Origin of the sequence: Pseudomonas sp. Root401, from assembly GCF_001425105.1 — a bacterium.
Taxonomy (GTDB): Bacteria; Pseudomonadota; Gammaproteobacteria; order Pseudomonadales; family Pseudomonadaceae; genus Aquipseudomonas; species Aquipseudomonas brassicacearum.
Window position 1 is genome coordinate 112,847 of the sequence record NZ_LMDO01000011.1, and the last position, 15,253, is coordinate 128,099.

Annotated in this window: 14 protein-coding genes and 1 pseudogene; 7 read left to right on the forward strand and 8 right to left on the reverse strand. The window is 60.4% G+C overall.

Features of this window, described 5'->3' with window-relative positions; translation table 11 throughout:
• Positions 1-34: 34 nt before the first annotated feature.
• Positions 35-490: a YiiD C-terminal domain-containing protein gene (locus ASC85_RS09915; protein ID WP_057449194.1), complete on the forward strand. Its 456-nt coding sequence runs from the start codon at positions 35-37 to the stop codon at positions 488-490.
• A 141-nt stretch (positions 491-631) separates the two neighbouring features.
• Here the strand turns inward: ASC85_RS09915 and cysQ are convergent, their stop codons facing one another.
• Together cysQ and nudE are read right to left on the reverse strand one after the other, a co-directional pair.
• On the reverse strand, positions 632-1,459 hold the full coding sequence (gene cysQ, locus ASC85_RS09920; RefSeq protein ID WP_057449195.1) for a 3'(2'),5'-bisphosphate nucleotidase CysQ: 828 nt from the start codon (positions 1,457-1,459) through the stop codon (positions 632-634).
• Complete coding sequence (gene nudE, locus ASC85_RS09925) at positions 1,456-2,022, reverse strand: ADP compounds hydrolase NudE (RefSeq protein WP_003196729.1); 567 nt, start codon at positions 2,020-2,022, stop codon at positions 1,456-1,458. The genes cysQ and nudE overlap by 4 nt, the downstream gene beginning before the upstream one ends.
• Positions 2,023-2,110: 88 nt before the next feature.
• Here nudE and yrfG point away from each other — a divergent pair, with 88 nt between their 5' ends.
• Positions 2,111-2,773, forward strand: a complete 663-nt coding sequence (gene yrfG, locus ASC85_RS09930; protein ID WP_046064054.1) for a GMP/IMP nucleotidase — start codon at positions 2,111-2,113, stop codon at positions 2,771-2,773.
• A 741-nt stretch (positions 2,774-3,514) separates the two neighbouring features.
• Here the strand turns inward: yrfG and lysM are convergent.
• Positions 3,515-3,955, reverse strand: coding sequence for a peptidoglycan-binding protein LysM (gene lysM / locus ASC85_RS09935; RefSeq protein WP_014336051.1), 441 nt, complete (start codon positions 3,953-3,955; stop codon positions 3,515-3,517).
• A 133-nt stretch (positions 3,956-4,088) separates the two neighbouring features.
• Between lysM and ASC85_RS09940 the strand changes: the two genes are divergently transcribed.
• The 4 genes from ASC85_RS09940 to ASC85_RS09955 all read left to right on the forward strand — a co-directional run bounded on the left by ASC85_RS09940 (position 4,089) and on the right by ASC85_RS09955 (position 9,078).
• Positions 4,089-4,976, forward strand: coding sequence for a LysR family transcriptional regulator (locus ASC85_RS09940; RefSeq protein WP_003196722.1), 888 nt, complete (start codon positions 4,089-4,091; stop codon positions 4,974-4,976).
• A 93-nt stretch (positions 4,977-5,069) separates the two neighbouring features.
• Positions 5,070-5,909 (forward strand): formate dehydrogenase accessory sulfurtransferase FdhD, encoded by an 840-nt coding sequence (gene fdhD / locus ASC85_RS09945; RefSeq protein ID WP_057449196.1) that lies wholly within the window; start codon positions 5,070-5,072, stop codon positions 5,907-5,909.
• Positions 5,906-8,254, forward strand: a complete 2,349-nt coding sequence (locus ASC85_RS09950) for an FdhF/YdeP family oxidoreductase (protein WP_057449197.1) — start codon at positions 5,906-5,908, stop codon at positions 8,252-8,254. The genes fdhD and ASC85_RS09950 overlap by 4 nt, the downstream gene beginning before the upstream one ends.
• A gap of 344 nt (positions 8,255-8,598) precedes the next feature.
• On the forward strand, positions 8,599-9,078 hold the full coding sequence (locus tag ASC85_RS09955; protein ID WP_057449198.1) for a glycine zipper domain-containing protein: 480 nt from the start codon (positions 8,599-8,601) through the stop codon (positions 9,076-9,078).
• Between the two features lie 78 nt (positions 9,079-9,156).
• On the opposite strand, the gene ASC85_RS09960 is transcribed toward ASC85_RS09955, so the two are convergent.
• The 5 genes and pseudogenes from ASC85_RS09960 to ASC85_RS09980 all read right to left on the reverse strand — a co-directional run bounded on the left by ASC85_RS09960 (position 9,157) and on the right by ASC85_RS09980 (position 14,586).
• Positions 9,157-9,576, reverse strand: coding sequence for an acyl-CoA thioesterase (locus ASC85_RS09960; protein ID WP_057449199.1), 420 nt, complete (start codon positions 9,574-9,576; stop codon positions 9,157-9,159).
• 45 nt (positions 9,577-9,621) lie between these two features.
• Entirely contained in the window at positions 9,622-10,848 is a 1,227-nt protein-coding gene (locus tag ASC85_RS09965) for a 3-hydroxyacyl-CoA dehydrogenase (RefSeq protein WP_057449200.1), read from the reverse strand.
• Positions 10,849-10,955: 107 nt separating this feature from the next.
• A complete protein-coding gene (locus ASC85_RS09970; RefSeq protein ID WP_057449201.1) occupies positions 10,956-12,884 on the reverse strand; it encodes a RecQ family ATP-dependent DNA helicase in 1,929 nt (642 codons plus the stop codon).
• 193 nt (positions 12,885-13,077) lie between these two features.
• Positions 13,078-13,332 (reverse strand): colicin E3-like toxin immunity protein, encoded by a 255-nt coding sequence (locus ASC85_RS09975; RefSeq protein ID WP_057449202.1) that lies wholly within the window; start codon positions 13,330-13,332, stop codon positions 13,078-13,080.
• 7 nt (positions 13,333-13,339) lie between these two features.
• Positions 13,340-14,586, reverse strand: a pseudogene (locus tag ASC85_RS09980) (colicin E3/pyocin S6 family cytotoxin).
• A 189-nt stretch (positions 14,587-14,775) separates the two neighbouring features.
• Between ASC85_RS09980 and ASC85_RS09985 the strand changes: the two are divergent.
• Positions 14,776-15,129 (forward strand): DUF1493 family protein, encoded by a 354-nt coding sequence (locus ASC85_RS09985; protein WP_057449203.1) that lies wholly within the window; start codon positions 14,776-14,778, stop codon positions 15,127-15,129.
• Positions 15,130-15,253: the final 124 nt, after the last annotated feature.

Here is a 15,253-nt window from a genome sequence, read left to right on the forward strand (position 1 = left end):
ATCGTCATTTCCCGTTCAAGCAAAAGGCCCCGCAATGAACCGTGACAGTCGTTACCTGGAATCGATCCTGCACCACGACATCCCCTTGACCCGGGACATGGGCCTCAAGGTGCTCGACTGGCAGGCCCGGCAACTGCGCCTGTCCTTGCCGCTTGCGGCCAACGTCAACCACAAGAGCACCATGTTCGGTGGCAGCCTGTATTGCGGCGCGGTGCTCGGCGGCTGGGGCTGGCTGCACCTGGCCCTGCGCGAGGAAGGCATCGAAGACGGGCATATCGTGATTCAGGAAGGGCAGATCAGTTATCCGCTGCCGGTGACCCGCGATGCGACCGTCGTCTGCGAAGCGCCCGAGGAAAAGGTCTGGAAGCGCTTCCTGGCCACCTACCGGCGTTACGGACGGGCACGGCTGGCGTTGCAGACGCGGGTGATGAATACCGGCAGCGAGGACCCGGCGGTGCAGTTTGAGGGGCAGTACGTGTTGCACCGCTAAAAAACTTGTGGCGAGGCATCGCTGTGTGGGAGCAAGGCTTGCCCGCGATGGATGCGCTGCGGTCTTTCAGGGACCGAGGCGCATCCATCGCGAGCAAGCCTTGCTCCCACAATTCCCTCGCCACAAAGGATCGAGCCAGGCTTAAGAGCGAGCAAGCTCCAGCAATTTTCCACGCCACGCCGCTTTCGCCGGCAACGCCAGGAACGACGTATTTAACAGCGACTCACGCGGTGGATAACAGAACGGTTCGCCGCTCAAGTCCAACACCTCGCCACCCGCACCTTCCAATACACCCTGGGCGGCGGCGGTGTCCCACTGGGAGGTCGGTGCCAGCCGTGGATAACAATCCGCCGCGCCTTCGGCCACCAGGCAAAACTTCAACGAACTGCCGATACTGGTCAGCTGCAGCTCGCCCAGGCTTGCGCTCAAGCCATCCAGCAGGCGTTCCTGCTCCGGGCTGGTGTGCCGACGGCTGGCGACCACGGTAAAAGCTTCACCCGGGGCCAGGACGTCACGAACCGCGATAGGCAAAGGCACGCCGCCCTTGTCGCCACGCCAGGCGCCCAGCCCTGCACCGCCAACGTAGAAGCGCCCATTGGTGGGCATCGACACCACGCCGAACACCACACGGCCCTGCTCCACCAACGCGATGTTGACGGTGAACTCCTCGCTGCCGGAAATGAATTCCTTGGTGCCATCCAGCGGGTCTACCAGCCACCAGCGATGCCAACCGGCGCGCACGCTTTGGGCAATATCGGCGTCTTCTTCGGAGAGGATCGGAATATCCGGGGCCAGCGCCATCAGCCCGGCCACGATCACATCATGAGCGGCCATGTCTGCGGCGGTCACCGGCGACTCGTCGGCCTTGTGGTTGACCTGCACGTTGGCGCGCCAGAACGGCAGGATCGCTTCACCGGCCTGGAGCGCCAGTTCGACTACAGGGGCCATCAACGGATGAGGGAAAGTCATGACAGGAACGCTCCACGCTGGGTCAGCAGGTCACGGGCCAGGTACAGCGCCGCCAAGGCCCGGCCCTCCGTGAACTGCGGGTTCTGTGCCAGGGCCGACAGCTCACGCAGGTTGACCTTGTCCACGCGCATCGGCTCGGGCTCGTCACCCTCCAGCCGTTCTTCATACAGATCGGTCGCCAGCACCACCTGGATCTTCTGGCTCATGTAGCCGGGGGACAGCGACAGTTCGGTCAGGTGTTCCAATTGACGCGCTCCGAAACCGGCCTCTTCCTTGAGCTCCCGTTCGGCCGCCGCCAGCACATCTTCACCAGGCTCGATCAAGCCCTTGGGCAGGGACAGTTCATAAGCGTCGGTGCCACCGCAATACTCTTCCACCAACACCGCGTGGTCGGCATCGAGCATCGCCACGATCATCACCGCGCCATAACCTGCGCCCTTGCTCGCCAGACGTTCATAGGTGCGCTCCACACCGTTGGAAAACCGCAATTTCAGTTCTTCCACGCAAAACAGGCGGCTGGTAGCGACGATCTGGCGATCGAGTATGGTGGGTTTCTGGCGCATAAACGGCTCCCTGGGCGATAGCGGGCTACTATACCCGGCCTATTCTGATTGTTTGTGTCGGATATCCGATTACCGCTGGAGAAGTTTTATGGCCTTGCTGCCCTGGCATGAGATCGATACGGTTCTGCTGGACATGGACGGCACCCTGCTGGACCTGCATTACGACAACCATTTCTGGCTCGAACACCTGCCCCAGCGCTACGCCGAACTGCATGGCGTGAGCCGGGCGATGGCCGAGATGGAGTTGCAGCCGCTGTTCGAGCGCAACGCCGGCCAGTTGCAATGGTATTGCCTGGATTTCTGGAGCACCGAGCTGAAACTGCCGGTGCGCGAACTGAAGTTGGAAACCGCGCACCTGATCGCCTTGCGCCCGGACGCCGATACATTCCTGGCGGCGATCCAGCGGGCCGGCAAGCGCGTGGTGATGATCACCAACGCCCACCGCGATTCATTGTCCCTGAAGCTGGAGCGCATCGAACTGGCCCCTTACTTCGACCGTTTGATCAGTTCCCACGACTACGGCTTCCCCAAGGAAAACCCGCAATTCTGGGATGCGCTGCAAGCCGACTTGAATTTCGACCCGGCCCGCAGCCTGTTCATCGACGACACCCTGCCGGTGCTGCGCAGCGCCCGGGACTTCGGCGTGGCGCACTTGCTGGCCGTGAGCGAGCCGGATAGCCGCAAAGGGCCGAAGGACACGGGGGAGTTTGAGGCGTTGGGGGATTATCGGGACTTGATTGCCGGGCTTTGAACCGTGTCGTACTCATCGCGAGCAGGCTCGCTCCCACAGTTGGATCGGGGCACGGCCGGAGAAATAGGCCGGCTGTCAGGCCGCCTCGCGAGCAAGCTTTGCTCCCACAGGTCCCACTCAAACAGATCTGATGGATGTACGACTGGGAGAGTCAGGTCGGCTGNCCACAGGTCCTGCTCAAACAGATCTGATGGGTGCACGACCGGGAGAACCAGGCCGGCTGTCAGGCCGCCTCGCGAGCAAGCTTTGCTCCCACAGGTCCYRCTCAAACAGATCTGATGGATGTACGACTGGGAGAGTCAGGTCGGCTGTCAGGCCGCCTCGCGAGCAAGCTTTGCTCCCACAGGTCCYRCTCAAACAGATCTGATGGATGTACGACTGGGAGAGTCAGGTCGGCTACTAGGCCGCCTCGCGGTGGACGTTGATCTCGGCGCCCCGTTAACCACGCTGGCCGAGCGCAGGCATTGTGGAGTGGGCATCCCGGCATGGATGCCGGGATAGCCGCGCTGGGCCATGGATGGCCCTTCGCGGCGGGCCCACGGAGCAATGCCTGCGTTCGGGCATGCCGAGCCTAAGCGAGGCACCGAGTGGTGGGGCAAAAAGCGTTTTGCTTACTTTTGACTGGGCCGGCTTCCGGGCTTTTCAAAAGTGAGCCGCCGTCAGGGCGGAACCCTAAGTGGCCGTTACCGCAGCAATGGATATGCACCCGATCAACAACATCCTGGCTGTCAGGCCTGAAGGTTACTCGGGAATACGCAACACCTGTCCCGGATAGATCTTGTCCGGGTGCGACAGCATCGGTTTGTTGGCCTCGAAAATTTTCTGGTACTTATTCGCATCACCATAAACACGCTTGGAAATGGCACTCAAGGTGTCACCTTTTTCGACTGTCACAAACTTGGCCTCTTTAGCCACCGGACCAGTCACCGTAATCTGGTCGTCGACACTGCCGACACCGGCGATATTGCCCACCGCCAACAGGATCTTTTCCTTTTCTTCCTGGCTCGCTACTTCACCAGTGACGATGACTTTGTCGCCGTCGATGGTCGCCTGGACATTCGGATTACCCAGACCGACCTTTTCAATATGCGCTTTCAGTTGTTCGCTGGCATTGGCATTGCCGGGGGTCAGCAGGTCGATCAGCTTTTCACCGGCTTCCTTCACAAAGCTAAAAATACTCATGGCACACGCTCCTTGATTTAAGTGTCCAGACGCAAAGACTAGACCAGGCGAGACGAACCCGGTTCCCAACCGACCAATGACCCCGCCACGCGCAAGCGCTAGAATCCGAACCTTCCTGCGCCCTGGAGCGAAGATGGACATCAAGCAGCTGAAATTTCTCATCGCGCTGGACGAAACCCGTCACTTCGGCCAGGCCGCCGCACGCTGTCATATCACCCAGCCAACCTTGTCGATGCGCCTGCGCAGTCTTGAAGAAGAACTCGACCTGCCGCTGGTCAATCGCGGCCAGCGCTTTGAAGGCTTCACTGCGCCGGGGGAACGGGTACTGGCCTGGGCGCGTACGGTGCTGGCGGCCTATGACGGGCTGCAGGCCGAAGCGGCGGCCTGTCGTGGCAACCTGGTGGGTACGCTGCGCCTGGGCGTGGTGCCGTTGTCGGACTTCGACCCGCTGGCGATGATGCAGCGCTTGCACGCCGAGCACCCCAGCCTGCGTTTCGAATTGTCGTCCCTGAGCTCCGAACGCATCCTCGAACAGTTGGCGAACAATCGTATCGACCTGGGTATTTCCTACCTGGAACGCCTGGACAACGAACGCTTCGAAGCCCTGCCCTTCAGCCACACCCGCATGGGCCTGCTCTACGACCAGCGCTTTTTCTTCTTCGGCGAACAGCCGCTGAGTTGGGAAGCGCTGATCGAGCTGCCCCTGGGCATGCTCACCAGCGGCATGCACTTTCGCCAATCCATCGACCACAACTTCCACAGCCGGGGCCTCACGCCTCAACCGCTGTTGCAAACCGACGCAGTGCATCAATTGTTACAAGCTGTGCACGGCGGACTGTGTTGCGCGGTGATGCCCTTGGACAGCGGCCTGAATGTGCTGACCGAAGACTTGCGCATCCAGCCCATCGAAAGCGCGCAGACGTTGGTCCCGCTGGGCCTGATCATGCGGCGCGGCGCACCACGTTCGGCCTTGGCAGAGGCCTGTTTTGCCCTCTACCAGAAATCATCGACGACATCTTGATCGACGTCATCTATTGAGAGATCAGTAATAGCGATTAGACGTGGCAGATTGCCGCATTTAGTCTTAACACTATTCCTACTTTCAGTGATGCCTATGAACGACAAGCCTCCGGTCAGTCCAGCGCCAGCGATGGAAACATCCGCGCCGGCCGCCAGCCAGAGCTATCGCTACTGCAATCTGGACCACTCCCAATCGGACAGCACCGCGCTGGCCGAGGAAGTGGCGCTGGCGATTGCCTATAACGGCATCAGCCAGGCGGTCATGCTGGTCACCCCTACCGACCTTGAAGACTTCATCGTCGGCTTCAGCCTCGGCAGCGGCATCATTGAAGACGCATCGGACATCTATGACCTGCAACTGAGCGGCACGGGTGCTGCGCACCATGCCGAGGTGACCATCGCCAACCGTGCCTTCTGGAACCTCAAGCAGCAACGCCGGCAATTGACGGGCACCAGTGGCTGCGGCTTGTGTGGCGTGGAAGCAGTGGAACAGGCATTGCCAAACCTCAAGGTGCTGCCCGGCGCAGCGCTGCCACCCGCGCAATGGCTCGATGGCCTGCGTGACCGTATCAGCCAGTTCCAGCCCCTGGGCCAATACTGCGGCGCAGTCCATGCCGCGTTGTTCATGAACGCCCAGGGCGAATTGCTGCTGGGTCGCGAAGACATTGGCCGGCACAACGCCCTCGACAAGCTGATCGGCGCGTTGATCCGGCAGCAGATCCCGGTGGCCGGCGGCGTGGCGATCGTCACCAGCCGTTGCAGCCTCGAACTGATCCAGAAAGTCCTGCGGGCCGGCATCCAGACCCTGGTCAGCCTGTCGTCGCCCACCGGCCTTGCGGTGCAGTGGGCCCGCCAACACAACCTCAACCTCATCCACCTGCCGCAAAAAAGTGCGCCGCGGGTCTACAGCCCTGCGATGGAGAAACAAGCGTGAGCAATCATCAACAAGCCGACCAGAAACCCGTACCGCGCTACAAGCCCTACAAGGGCCCGGCCGGTGGCTGGGGTGCGCTGATCAGCGTCGCTCAGGCCTGGTTGACCAGCGACAATGCGCTGAAAAACATCCGCATGATGCTCAAGACCAACCAGAATGGCGGTTTTGACTGCCCAGGCTGTGCCTGGGGTGACTCGCCGGAAAGCGGCGTGGTCAAGTTCTGCGAGAACGGCGCCAAGGCCGTGAACTGGGAAGCCACCAAGCGCCGCGTCGATGGCGCATTTTTCGCCAAGCACAGCGTCAGTTCGCTGCTGGAGCAGAGCGACTACTGGCTCGAGTACCAGGGTCGCCTGACCGAGCCGATGCGCTACGACGCCGAAACCGACCGCTACAAACCCGTCAGTTGGGAAGCGGCGTTCGACCTGATCGGCAAGCACCTGCAAGGGTTGTCCAGCCCGAACCAGGCCGAGTTCTACACCTCGGGCCGGGCCAGCAACGAAGCGGCCTACTTATATCAGCTGTTCGTGCGCGCCTACGGCACCAACAACTTCCCCGACTGCTCGAACATGTGCCACGAGGCCAGCGGCGTAGCGCTGTCCCAGAGCGTGGGCGTGGGCAAGGGCACGGTGACCTTCGACGATTTCGAGCACGCCGACGCGATTTTCGTCTGGGGCCAGAACCCCGGGACTAACCATCCGCGGATGCTCGAACCGCTGCGCGAGGCGGTGAAACGCGGCGCCCAAGTGGTCTGCATCAACCCGCTCAAGGAGCGTGGCCTGGAGCGTTTCCAGCATCCGCAGAACCCTATCGAAATGCTCACCAACGGCAATAAACCGACCAACACCGCCTATTTCCGCCCGGCCCTGGGTGGCGACATGGCGATCTTGCGCGGCATGGCGAAGTTCCTGCTGCAGTGGGAGCGCGAAGCGCAGAACACCGGCGCTTGCGCAGTGTTCGACCACGCATTCCTCAATGAGCACAGCACCAACGTATTGGATTACCTGGCTGCGGTCGACGACACGCCGTGGGAACAGATCGTCGAGCAATCGGGCATGACCCTGGTCGACATCGAGCAAGCGGCGCGCATGTACGCCAAGAGCGAGAACGTGATCATGTGCTGGGCGATGGGTATCACCCAGCACCGTCATTCGGTGGCGACCATCCAGGAAATCGCCAACGTGATGATGCTGCGCGGCAACATCGGCCGGCCAGGCGCAGGCCTGTGTCCGGTACGCGGCCACAGCAACGTTCAGGGTGACCGGACCATGGGCATCAACGAGCGTCCGCCAGTGGCGTTCCTCGACTCGCTGGAGCGGCGCTTCCAATTCAAGGTACCGCGTGAAAACGGCCACAACGTGGTCGAGGCGATCCACGCCATGGCCGACGGCCAGGCGAAGGTGTTCATCGCCCTGGGCGGCAACTTCGCCCAAGCCACGCCGGACAGCCATCGAACGTTCCAGGCCTTGGCCAATTGCGACCTGACGGTGCAGATCAGCACCAAGCTCAACCGCAGCCATCTGGCTCACGGCAAGGAAGCGCTGATCCTGCCGTGCCTGGGCCGTACCGACATCGACCTGCAAACCGAAGGTGCGCAAGCGGTGACCGTGGAAGACTCCTTCAGCATGGTGCATGCCTCCATGGGCCAGCTGCAGCCGCTGTCGAACCAGATGCGCTCCGAACCGTGGATCATCGCCGGCATTGCCGCCGCCACGCTGGGTAGCCGTCCGGTGGACTGGAACTGGCTGGTGGCCGACTACAGTCGCATCCGCGACCTGATCGCCGACACCGTACCCGGCTTCAAGGACTTCAACGAAAAGCTGAAGAATCCCGGTGGGTTCTACCTGGGCAACAGCGCCGGTTCGCGGCGCTGGAACACCCCGTCGGGTCGCGCCAACTTCAAGCCCAACCGGTTGCCGACCGACCTTGTGCATGAACGCACCCGGGCCACCGGCCAATTGCCCGACCTGATCATGCAGTCCATGCGTTCCCACGATCAGTACAACACCACCATCTATGGCCTGGATGACCGCTATCGCGGTGTGAAGGGCCAGCGTGACGTGTTGTTTGCCAACGAAGCAGACATCATTCGCCTGGGCTTCAAGCCGGGGCAGAAAGCCGACATCGTCTCGCTCTGGGATGACGGCCGCGAACGGCGGGTCAAGGGCTTTACCCTGCTGGCATTCGACATTCCTGCCGGGCAGGCTGCGGCCTATTACCCTGAAGTCAACCCGCTGGTGCCACTGGAAAGCACGGGCGACGGCAGCCACACCCCAACGTCGAAATTCGTCGCGATCCGCCTGGAAGCGGCGAGCGAGAATGGATTGATCCTGGCCAAGTCGGCCTGATACACACATCTATGGCGAGGATTTAGGTTTGTGTGGGAGCAAGGCTTGCCCGCGATGAAAGCGATGCGGTCTTGCAGAAATAGAGTCGCCTGTGTCGCGAGCAAGCTTTGCTCCCTCACAGTTTTGCTCCCATGATCGTACTTTTCGAACGCCCACAAAAAAGGCCGTTTTCCCTAGAAAACGGCCTGTCTCAAGTAGCTAAAGACCGGCCAATTTGCCTTAAGTTCCCTCCGAAAAACAATAACTTAGAGAATTGTGCACAAGTCGTGTTACTCGTCGGATTTCTATTGTAACCAAGCGAAGCCAGCCTCAGGATCGCGCCGTCATCCCTTTGAGGCTCCTCTATGAAGTTCTCCTCCATTCTCTTGTTGTCCCTTAGCCTGGCCAGTGGCGTCGCTTCTGCCGGTGGTACTGCCGAAGCAGGTGTGGGCGGCGCATTGGGCGGGGTTTTGGGTTCGGTCGTCGGCCAGTCCCTGGGCGGCAACACCGGTTCCACTATCGGCGCGGCGCTGGGCGGTGCGGGCGGCAGTGCAGTCGGTGCAGACAGACACAGCCGCGGCGAAGCAGCGATCGGCGGTGCGCTGGGCGCAGCCGGCGGTAACGTGGTCGGCCGTAGCGTCGGCGGCACCACTGGCAGCCTGATCGGTGCGGCGGCGGGCGGCGGCGCTGGTGGCGCGCTGGGTAACTACATGGGCAAGGACGATGACGATGATCGTCGTTACGACGGTCGCCGTGGTGATCGCCGCTACTACCGTGACGGCCACCCAGGTCGCGGCCATGCCTACGGGCATCGCAAAAAACATCATCGCTACTACCGCGACTAACGGCTGACGGATAACCGCCGTTGAAGATCGCAGCCTCCGGCAGCTCCAAGAGCTGACAGGAGGCTGCGATTTTTTGTTTCAGACCACCAACTGTTCCAAAGCCCCACGTAGCCGGTCCGGAATCGCCACCGGCCGATTCGACGCCCGGTCCACGAATACGTGAACAAAACGCCCCGCCGCGCAGGCCTCCTCCTCGCCCGCCTTGAACACCGCCAGCTCGTACTGCACCGAACTGCTGCCCAGCTTGCCGACCCGCAGGCCGATTTCAATCCGGTCTGGAAAGGCGATCGAGGCAAAGTAGTCACAGGCTGAACTCACCACGAACCCCACCACCTCTCCGTCATGGATATCCAGGCCACCAACTTCGATCAGGTAGGTATTCACTGCGCTATCGAAAAAGCTGTAATAGGTGACGTTATTGACGTGACCATACACATCGTTGTCGTGCCAGCGCGTGGTAATGGGTTGCAAGTGTCGGTATTCGTTGCGTTGGGGCATCAGGTGTCCTTTACGGTTGCTCAATGATCTTGACGTGGCCCGGCCTCAGGCCTGTGCGAATCCCTTGCCCTGCGCTGCCAGCTCGCCAATCAGGCGCGCGGGCTTCCACTGGTCGCCCTGCTTCGTTTCGAGCTCCAGCAGGCGTGCGTGGATATCCTCCAGCCCCTGCCCGTCAGCCCAGGCCATAGGCCCGCCCTTGTCGGCAGGGAAGCCATAGCCGTTGAGATAGACCAGGTCGATATCGTGGGCCGACTCGGCAATGCCTTCCTGCAGGATCTTTGCCCCCTCGTTGACCAGCGCCAGCAAGCACCGCTCGAGGATTTCTTCCGGGCCAATCTCGCGCCGCTGGAAACCCAGCGCTTCACTGACCTGTAGCACCAGCGCATCGACCTCGACATCATGCTCGGCCTGTCGACTGCCCGGCTCGTAGTGATAGTACCCATTGCCGCTTTTCTGGCCGAACCGACCCAGCTCGCACAACCGGTTGTCCACCTGCACCTCGGGCGCATCCTGGCCCTTGCCCGCCAGCTCACGGGCGCGCCACTCCAAGTCGATGCCAACGACGTCGTACATACGGAACGGCCCCATGGCGAAGCCAAAGCCTTGCAACGCCGCATCCACCTGATGGGGGAATGCCCCCTCCAGCAGCATCTTGCGCGCTTCCAGCACATAAGGATGAAGCATTCGGTTGCCAATGAATCCATGGCAATTGCCTGATACAACGCTGACCTTGCCCATGCGCTTGCCCAGCACCAGCGCTGCGTCCAGCACCGCTTTGGAGGTTTGTGCGCCGCGAACGATTTCCAGCAGCTTCATGATGTGCGCCGGGCTGAAGAAATGCAGGCCCAGGACTTGGGTTGGCCGACGGGTGACAGCGGCGATGGCATCGATGTCCAGCGCCGAGGTGTTGCTCGCCAGGATAGCCTCGGGCTTGAGCAGGCCGTCCAGTTCACGAAAGATTTTCTGTTTGAGTTCGAGGTTTTCGTAAACCGCTTCGATCACCAGGTCCACATTGCCGATTGCCGCGTAATCATCCGCCCGTGTCACCCGGGCGATCCGCGCGTCGGCCTCACCCTGATCGATACGGCCCTGACGCACGCCATGGGCATAGGTCTCGGCCACGGCGACCAGTGCCTGCTCGAGCATCTGCGGATTGTTGTCGACCCACTGCACCGCCACGCCGGCATTGGCCAGGCACATCACGATGCCCCGGCCCATGGTGCCTGCACCGACCACCGCGGCACGCTGAATATCGAAAGGTGTCTGGCTCATGTTTGCTCTCTTGTTGGCGATCCGAAGACAGCCTTCACCTTAGTCAGCCGCCGATTATTTTTGAAATTTATTCGTGTGATGCAGGGCATTCAGCGGATGGATGCAGCTCACAGGTGCGCTTGGGCCCACTGACGAACTTCAGCGTATGGATACGCCTCCAGTGCGGCATATCCCTGGATCTTCCGCGCCTTCAATCGGGTGAACAGCGGCACGCTGATTCCGCACAGGAAGCGGGTGAGGTGCTCGGCAGACGGCACGCTGCCGCTATGCTGCTCGTGCTTGTGGATAAAGTCGCCACACAGCGCCTCGAAGTTTTTATCCACAAGCGCCGGCAACGGAGGCGGCTCCGGCAGGCGAGCGACATGCCCATGGCACACCGAACAATGGCCGCACTGGCGTGGCGCATGGTCATCGCCGAAATATTGCGCCAGGCGGTAACCCAGGCAACGGTCGGTGGCGAACAACTCGAGCATGGCGTGGATCCGCGCGATTTCACCTTGCTCGTGCCGGGTGAAATAGGCGTGTAGCTCGGAGCTCAAGACCTGCGTATCCAGGTCCCCTTCCAGCACGCTGTACACCTCGGTCATCTGTTTGCTTTCCAGCTCGATCCAGCCCTTTTCCTGGAAATAATCCAGCGCCTTGACCACGCGATTACGCTCAGCGTGATATTGCTGGTACATCCCGTCGAAATTCACCGTGGCCCAGGCCCGGGCGCGACTGGAGGTCTGGATGATGGCCGAGACGAAGTCCCTTCGCTCGCCTTCGAAGCGCTCCAGCAATTCTTGTGGCTCAGTCAGGAACTTGAAGCGGTACTCCGCGAAATAGGCATAGCGCGGCGCGATCAGCCGACGTAGCTCCAACTGGACCAGCAACGTCTTGAGTGGCAACTGCCGGATGTTGCTCTGGTCCGCCAGAGGTCCCAGCAAGAACTCCCATTGCCCATCGGGAGCGGCGGCCTGCAGCTCATCGAGCACGCAACGAATGCCTGCAAGCTCCGGTGTATCGCCATACACAAAGTTTTCCAGCACGTTGAGACTGTCGCGGTTGGCCAGCACCAGGCAATCGGAAGGCTGCCCATCCCGACCGGCGCGGCCGATCTCCTGGCTGTAGTTTTCGATGGACTTGGGCAGGTCGAAATGCACGACGTTGCGAATGTCACTCTTGTCGATGCCCATGCCAAAAGCGATGGTCGCGACGATGCAATTGGATTGCCCGCCCATGAACCGCCGCTGGATATCTTCGCGTTGTTCATGGGGCAAACCGGCGTGATAGGCCTCGGCCTCGATCCCGTGCCGACCCAGGTGTTCGGCAATCTGCTCGGCGGTTCGCTGCAAGGTCACGTAGACGATGCTCGGCTGCCCGGCACGCTCGCCCAGCCACTGCACCAGCCGTGCGCGCTTGTCGGCACCACTCACGGGCTCGACCAGCAGATTGAGGTTCGAGCGGTAGAAACCGGTTGTCACCACATCGGCGGCGGCGATGGCGAATTTCGCCTGCATGTCGGCGATGACCTTGGGTGTAGCGGTGGCCGTCAGCAACAATACCTGAGGAATATTGAACTCACGCTGGTAATCGGGAAGCTTGAGGTAGTCAGGTCGAAAGTTATGCCCCCATTCCGAAATACAGTGGGCCTCGTCCACCACCAGCAACGAGATCTGCACCTGCTGCAAGAAATTGCGAAAACGCTCGTTCTTCAGGCGCTCCACGGAGATCATCAGGATCTTCAACTCGCCCGAACGGGCCCGCGCCATGGCATCGTTGGCTTCGTCACGCCCCTGGGCCGAATCGATACTCGCCGCCGCGATGCCGTGGCGCTTGAGGAACGCCAACTGGTCCTGCATCAGCGCCAGCAGTGGCGAGACCACCAGGGTCAGGTGCGGCAAGAGCAGGGCCGGCAATTGATAACACAAGGACTTGCCTGAGCCGGTGGGGAAAATGGCCGCTGCCGACCGACCGGCCAGCACGGCGCCGATGACCGCCTCCTGACCGGGACGAAACTGTGGATAACCGAAAACCTGTTCCAGGGTGCTGTGCATGCGCGGTCGCTCCTTTGACTGCTGCGATGCCCAAAGCCTAGCGGGACAACGCGGCGAGTCGAGAAAAGGTCGGGGTCGAATCGATACGGGATGATACAGCTTGGTGCCTAAGACCTGGTCCGGGAAATAAACCACGGGAAATGCGAAGCAATCTACCGCCAGCGGCGTTGGCGGTTGGATTCAAGCTGGATGATTACCAAACATCCCGATAATCAAAAGACACCTGATAGTCGTATATCGATAAATCCAAGGCATGCTCGAAATGTGGCTGTAGGATTTCAGCCCATTCGGTACTCACGTCGAAGCCTCCATTATTGATATTGTTTTCCAAAGGAAGATCCAGATCGTCGAGAACAATAGAATCGTCTCCAAAATCCTTCGAATACTCTTTTCCGACCAAAACCTCCGTTTCTTTATCGAACCATCTCAACCTGACTTTTAATCCCATACCATCCTCACAGAAATTTTTTGATATTACGTTTCGGATTCGGTTTTTTCTTCTGCTCACCCGTAAGGTGATCAAATGAACCCAAATGGCTACCATCGCTCGCGCGATACACCTCTAGTTCAGCGTGCCTGGAGTCCCACTCGTAAATCTTCCTGCCCTTAGCATCCGTCCAGCGCTCCCGAAACCCACCGCCGCCTTGACGTGGCGTCTTTGCTTTGACTTCGAGCAAGCCGTTAAAGCCAGTTATTTCGCGTGTTCTTGGCGCCGGATGATAGTCATGCCCCGCCTCTGGCAACCCCTTACGGCGAATACTAAAAACTATATACAACGGCGAAACCCCAGAATCCGCCGGAAACACAAGAATGAAATCCTTGTACTGCGGCGGATAAATCGGGTTGACGATGATGCTGTCCGCCGCAGGCGTTGGCGGAAAAATCCAGATGTGCGGAGCCTGTGGCGCAGCCTCCAGCGCCGGGATGCCCAGCGTCGTAGAAGGATCGACCGCAGGCGTCCAGATCAATTCGACTCCATCGCCAAAGTCCGCCACTTGCTGCGCGCCGCGGACCTGGAACGTCACCACAGGAATCATTTCCCACTCACGTCGCGTCTGGGTGTTGTAGCCGTATCCCTTGAGCGTGCCATCGACCTGGGTTTCGACATGCAACCGAACCCGCGTACGGGCCTGCTCCTGGGAGCGCAATTGCTCTTCGGTGTACAACGAACCGTCACCCAGGTTCGAGGGCATCAGCAACCCCACCAGACCGATCAGTGCACCCGCCGCCACCGGAGCACTGACCGCGCCAGCAGCCTCGGCAGCAGCACCAAGGGAGACCGGCATCGTCCGCCCCAAGGCAAACGTACCGAAGCTTGCCGGTAACGACCCACTGATACTCTTAAGCTGAATGCGCCCTGACTCGTCAGCTTGACGCCCGCCCAACAAGTAAATTGGCCGTACTCCCTCAGGGCTTCAGTCGGGATGTACCCGGTCGGGTTGTGGTAGTCGATGACTGAATCAGGCAGCTTGCAGGACTTTGCAAATACGCAGCCCTTCACATCGGAAGGTGATGCTTCGCGGACCTGGGCCAGACGCTCGCTCATGTACGCCGTCTGCCTGGCGAGCATGGCCTCATAGGTGTGTTGATCGGCATCTCTTTTTGCCAGTTCGCTGGGGGTCATGGCCCGCAGGATCCTGTAGCCCCGATCGCCACCGTAATGCTCCCAGACCTGCGGAGCACCGGTCTTTCCTTTCGTCATGCTTCATCCCTGCTCGGTCGCCGTTACCCCCATTGAAAGGGCGTGGCGAACCTTACCGAGCGGCCAGGGAAATACTCAGCAGACGGTTCCGAGACTGCTGTGAGATCTTTCTTCTTTTCCAACGAGCAACGATTTCACCCTAAACTTTCCCTCCAGACGGACGCACGCCAACCTCCCGGAAACCTCGCCATGTACCTCGCCCCAGACTTCCCCGACGATCACGCCATGCGCCAGCTCATGGAACTGCTGCACGAAGAGATCGGCCTGCCTGAACGCAAGACGATCCGCCTGGACACCGCGATCAATCTCGACCTGGGTTGTGACGGCGCGGATGCCCGGCATCTGATGGAGGCCTTGGAGGAGCGGTTCGCCATCGAGCTCATCGACTACGACGCCTACCGCTATTTTCAGCCTGAAGGATTTGATGTGTTTCAAAAGCGCAGGGCCAAGGGCCGTGGGAACAAGATGCCACTGACCATCGGCATGCTTTACAAGGCGATCAAGGCACAACGATGGGATACGCGGGAAGTGGAAGAAGCCTAGCTGATCGGGGCGCCTCAAAGAGTCGCATCGAGTAGGAGGCGGATTTACATCCGCCGTCCTCTCACACCACCGTACGTACGGTTCCGTATACGGCGGTTCAGGTTATGCGGATAAACCATTGATC

Coding starts and splice junctions, on each gene's coding strand:
- ASC85_RS09915 (WP_057449194.1), top strand. CDS start 35: ATGAACCGTGACAGTCGTTACCTGGAATCGATCCTGCACCACGACATC.
- ASC85_RS09960 (WP_057449199.1), bottom strand. CDS start 9,576: ATGCCCCAACGCAACGAATACCGACACTTGCAACCCATTACCACGCGC.
- ASC85_RS09965 (WP_057449200.1), bottom strand. CDS start 10,848: ATGAGCCAGACACCTTTCGATATTCAGCGTGCCGCGGTGGTCGGTGCA.
- ASC85_RS09970 (WP_057449201.1), bottom strand. CDS start 12,884: ATGCACAGCACCCTGGAACAGGTTTTCGGTTATCCACAGTTTCGTCCC.
- lysM (WP_014336051.1), bottom strand. CDS start 3,955: ATGAGTATTTTTAGCTTTGTGAAGGAAGCCGGTGAAAAGCTGATCGAC.
- nudE (WP_003196729.1), bottom strand. CDS start 2,022: ATGCGCCAGAAACCCACCATACTCGATCGCCAGATCGTCGCTACCAGC.
- ASC85_RS09975 (WP_057449202.1), bottom strand. CDS start 13,332: ATGGGATTAAAAGTCAGGTTGAGATGGTTCGATAAAGAAACGGAGGTT.
- fdhD (WP_057449196.1), top strand. CDS start 5,070: ATGAACGACAAGCCTCCGGTCAGTCCAGCGCCAGCGATGGAAACATCC.
- ASC85_RS09940 (WP_003196722.1), top strand. CDS start 4,089: ATGGACATCAAGCAGCTGAAATTTCTCATCGCGCTGGACGAAACCCGT.
- ASC85_RS09985 (WP_057449203.1), top strand. CDS start 14,776: ATGTACCTCGCCCCAGACTTCCCCGACGATCACGCCATGCGCCAGCTC.
- cysQ (WP_057449195.1), bottom strand. CDS start 1,459: ATGACTTTCCCTCATCCGTTGATGGCCCCTGTAGTCGAACTGGCGCTC.
- ASC85_RS09955 (WP_057449198.1), top strand. CDS start 8,599: ATGAAGTTCTCCTCCATTCTCTTGTTGTCCCTTAGCCTGGCCAGTGGC.
- yrfG (WP_046064054.1), top strand. CDS start 2,111: ATGGCCTTGCTGCCCTGGCATGAGATCGATACGGTTCTGCTGGACATG.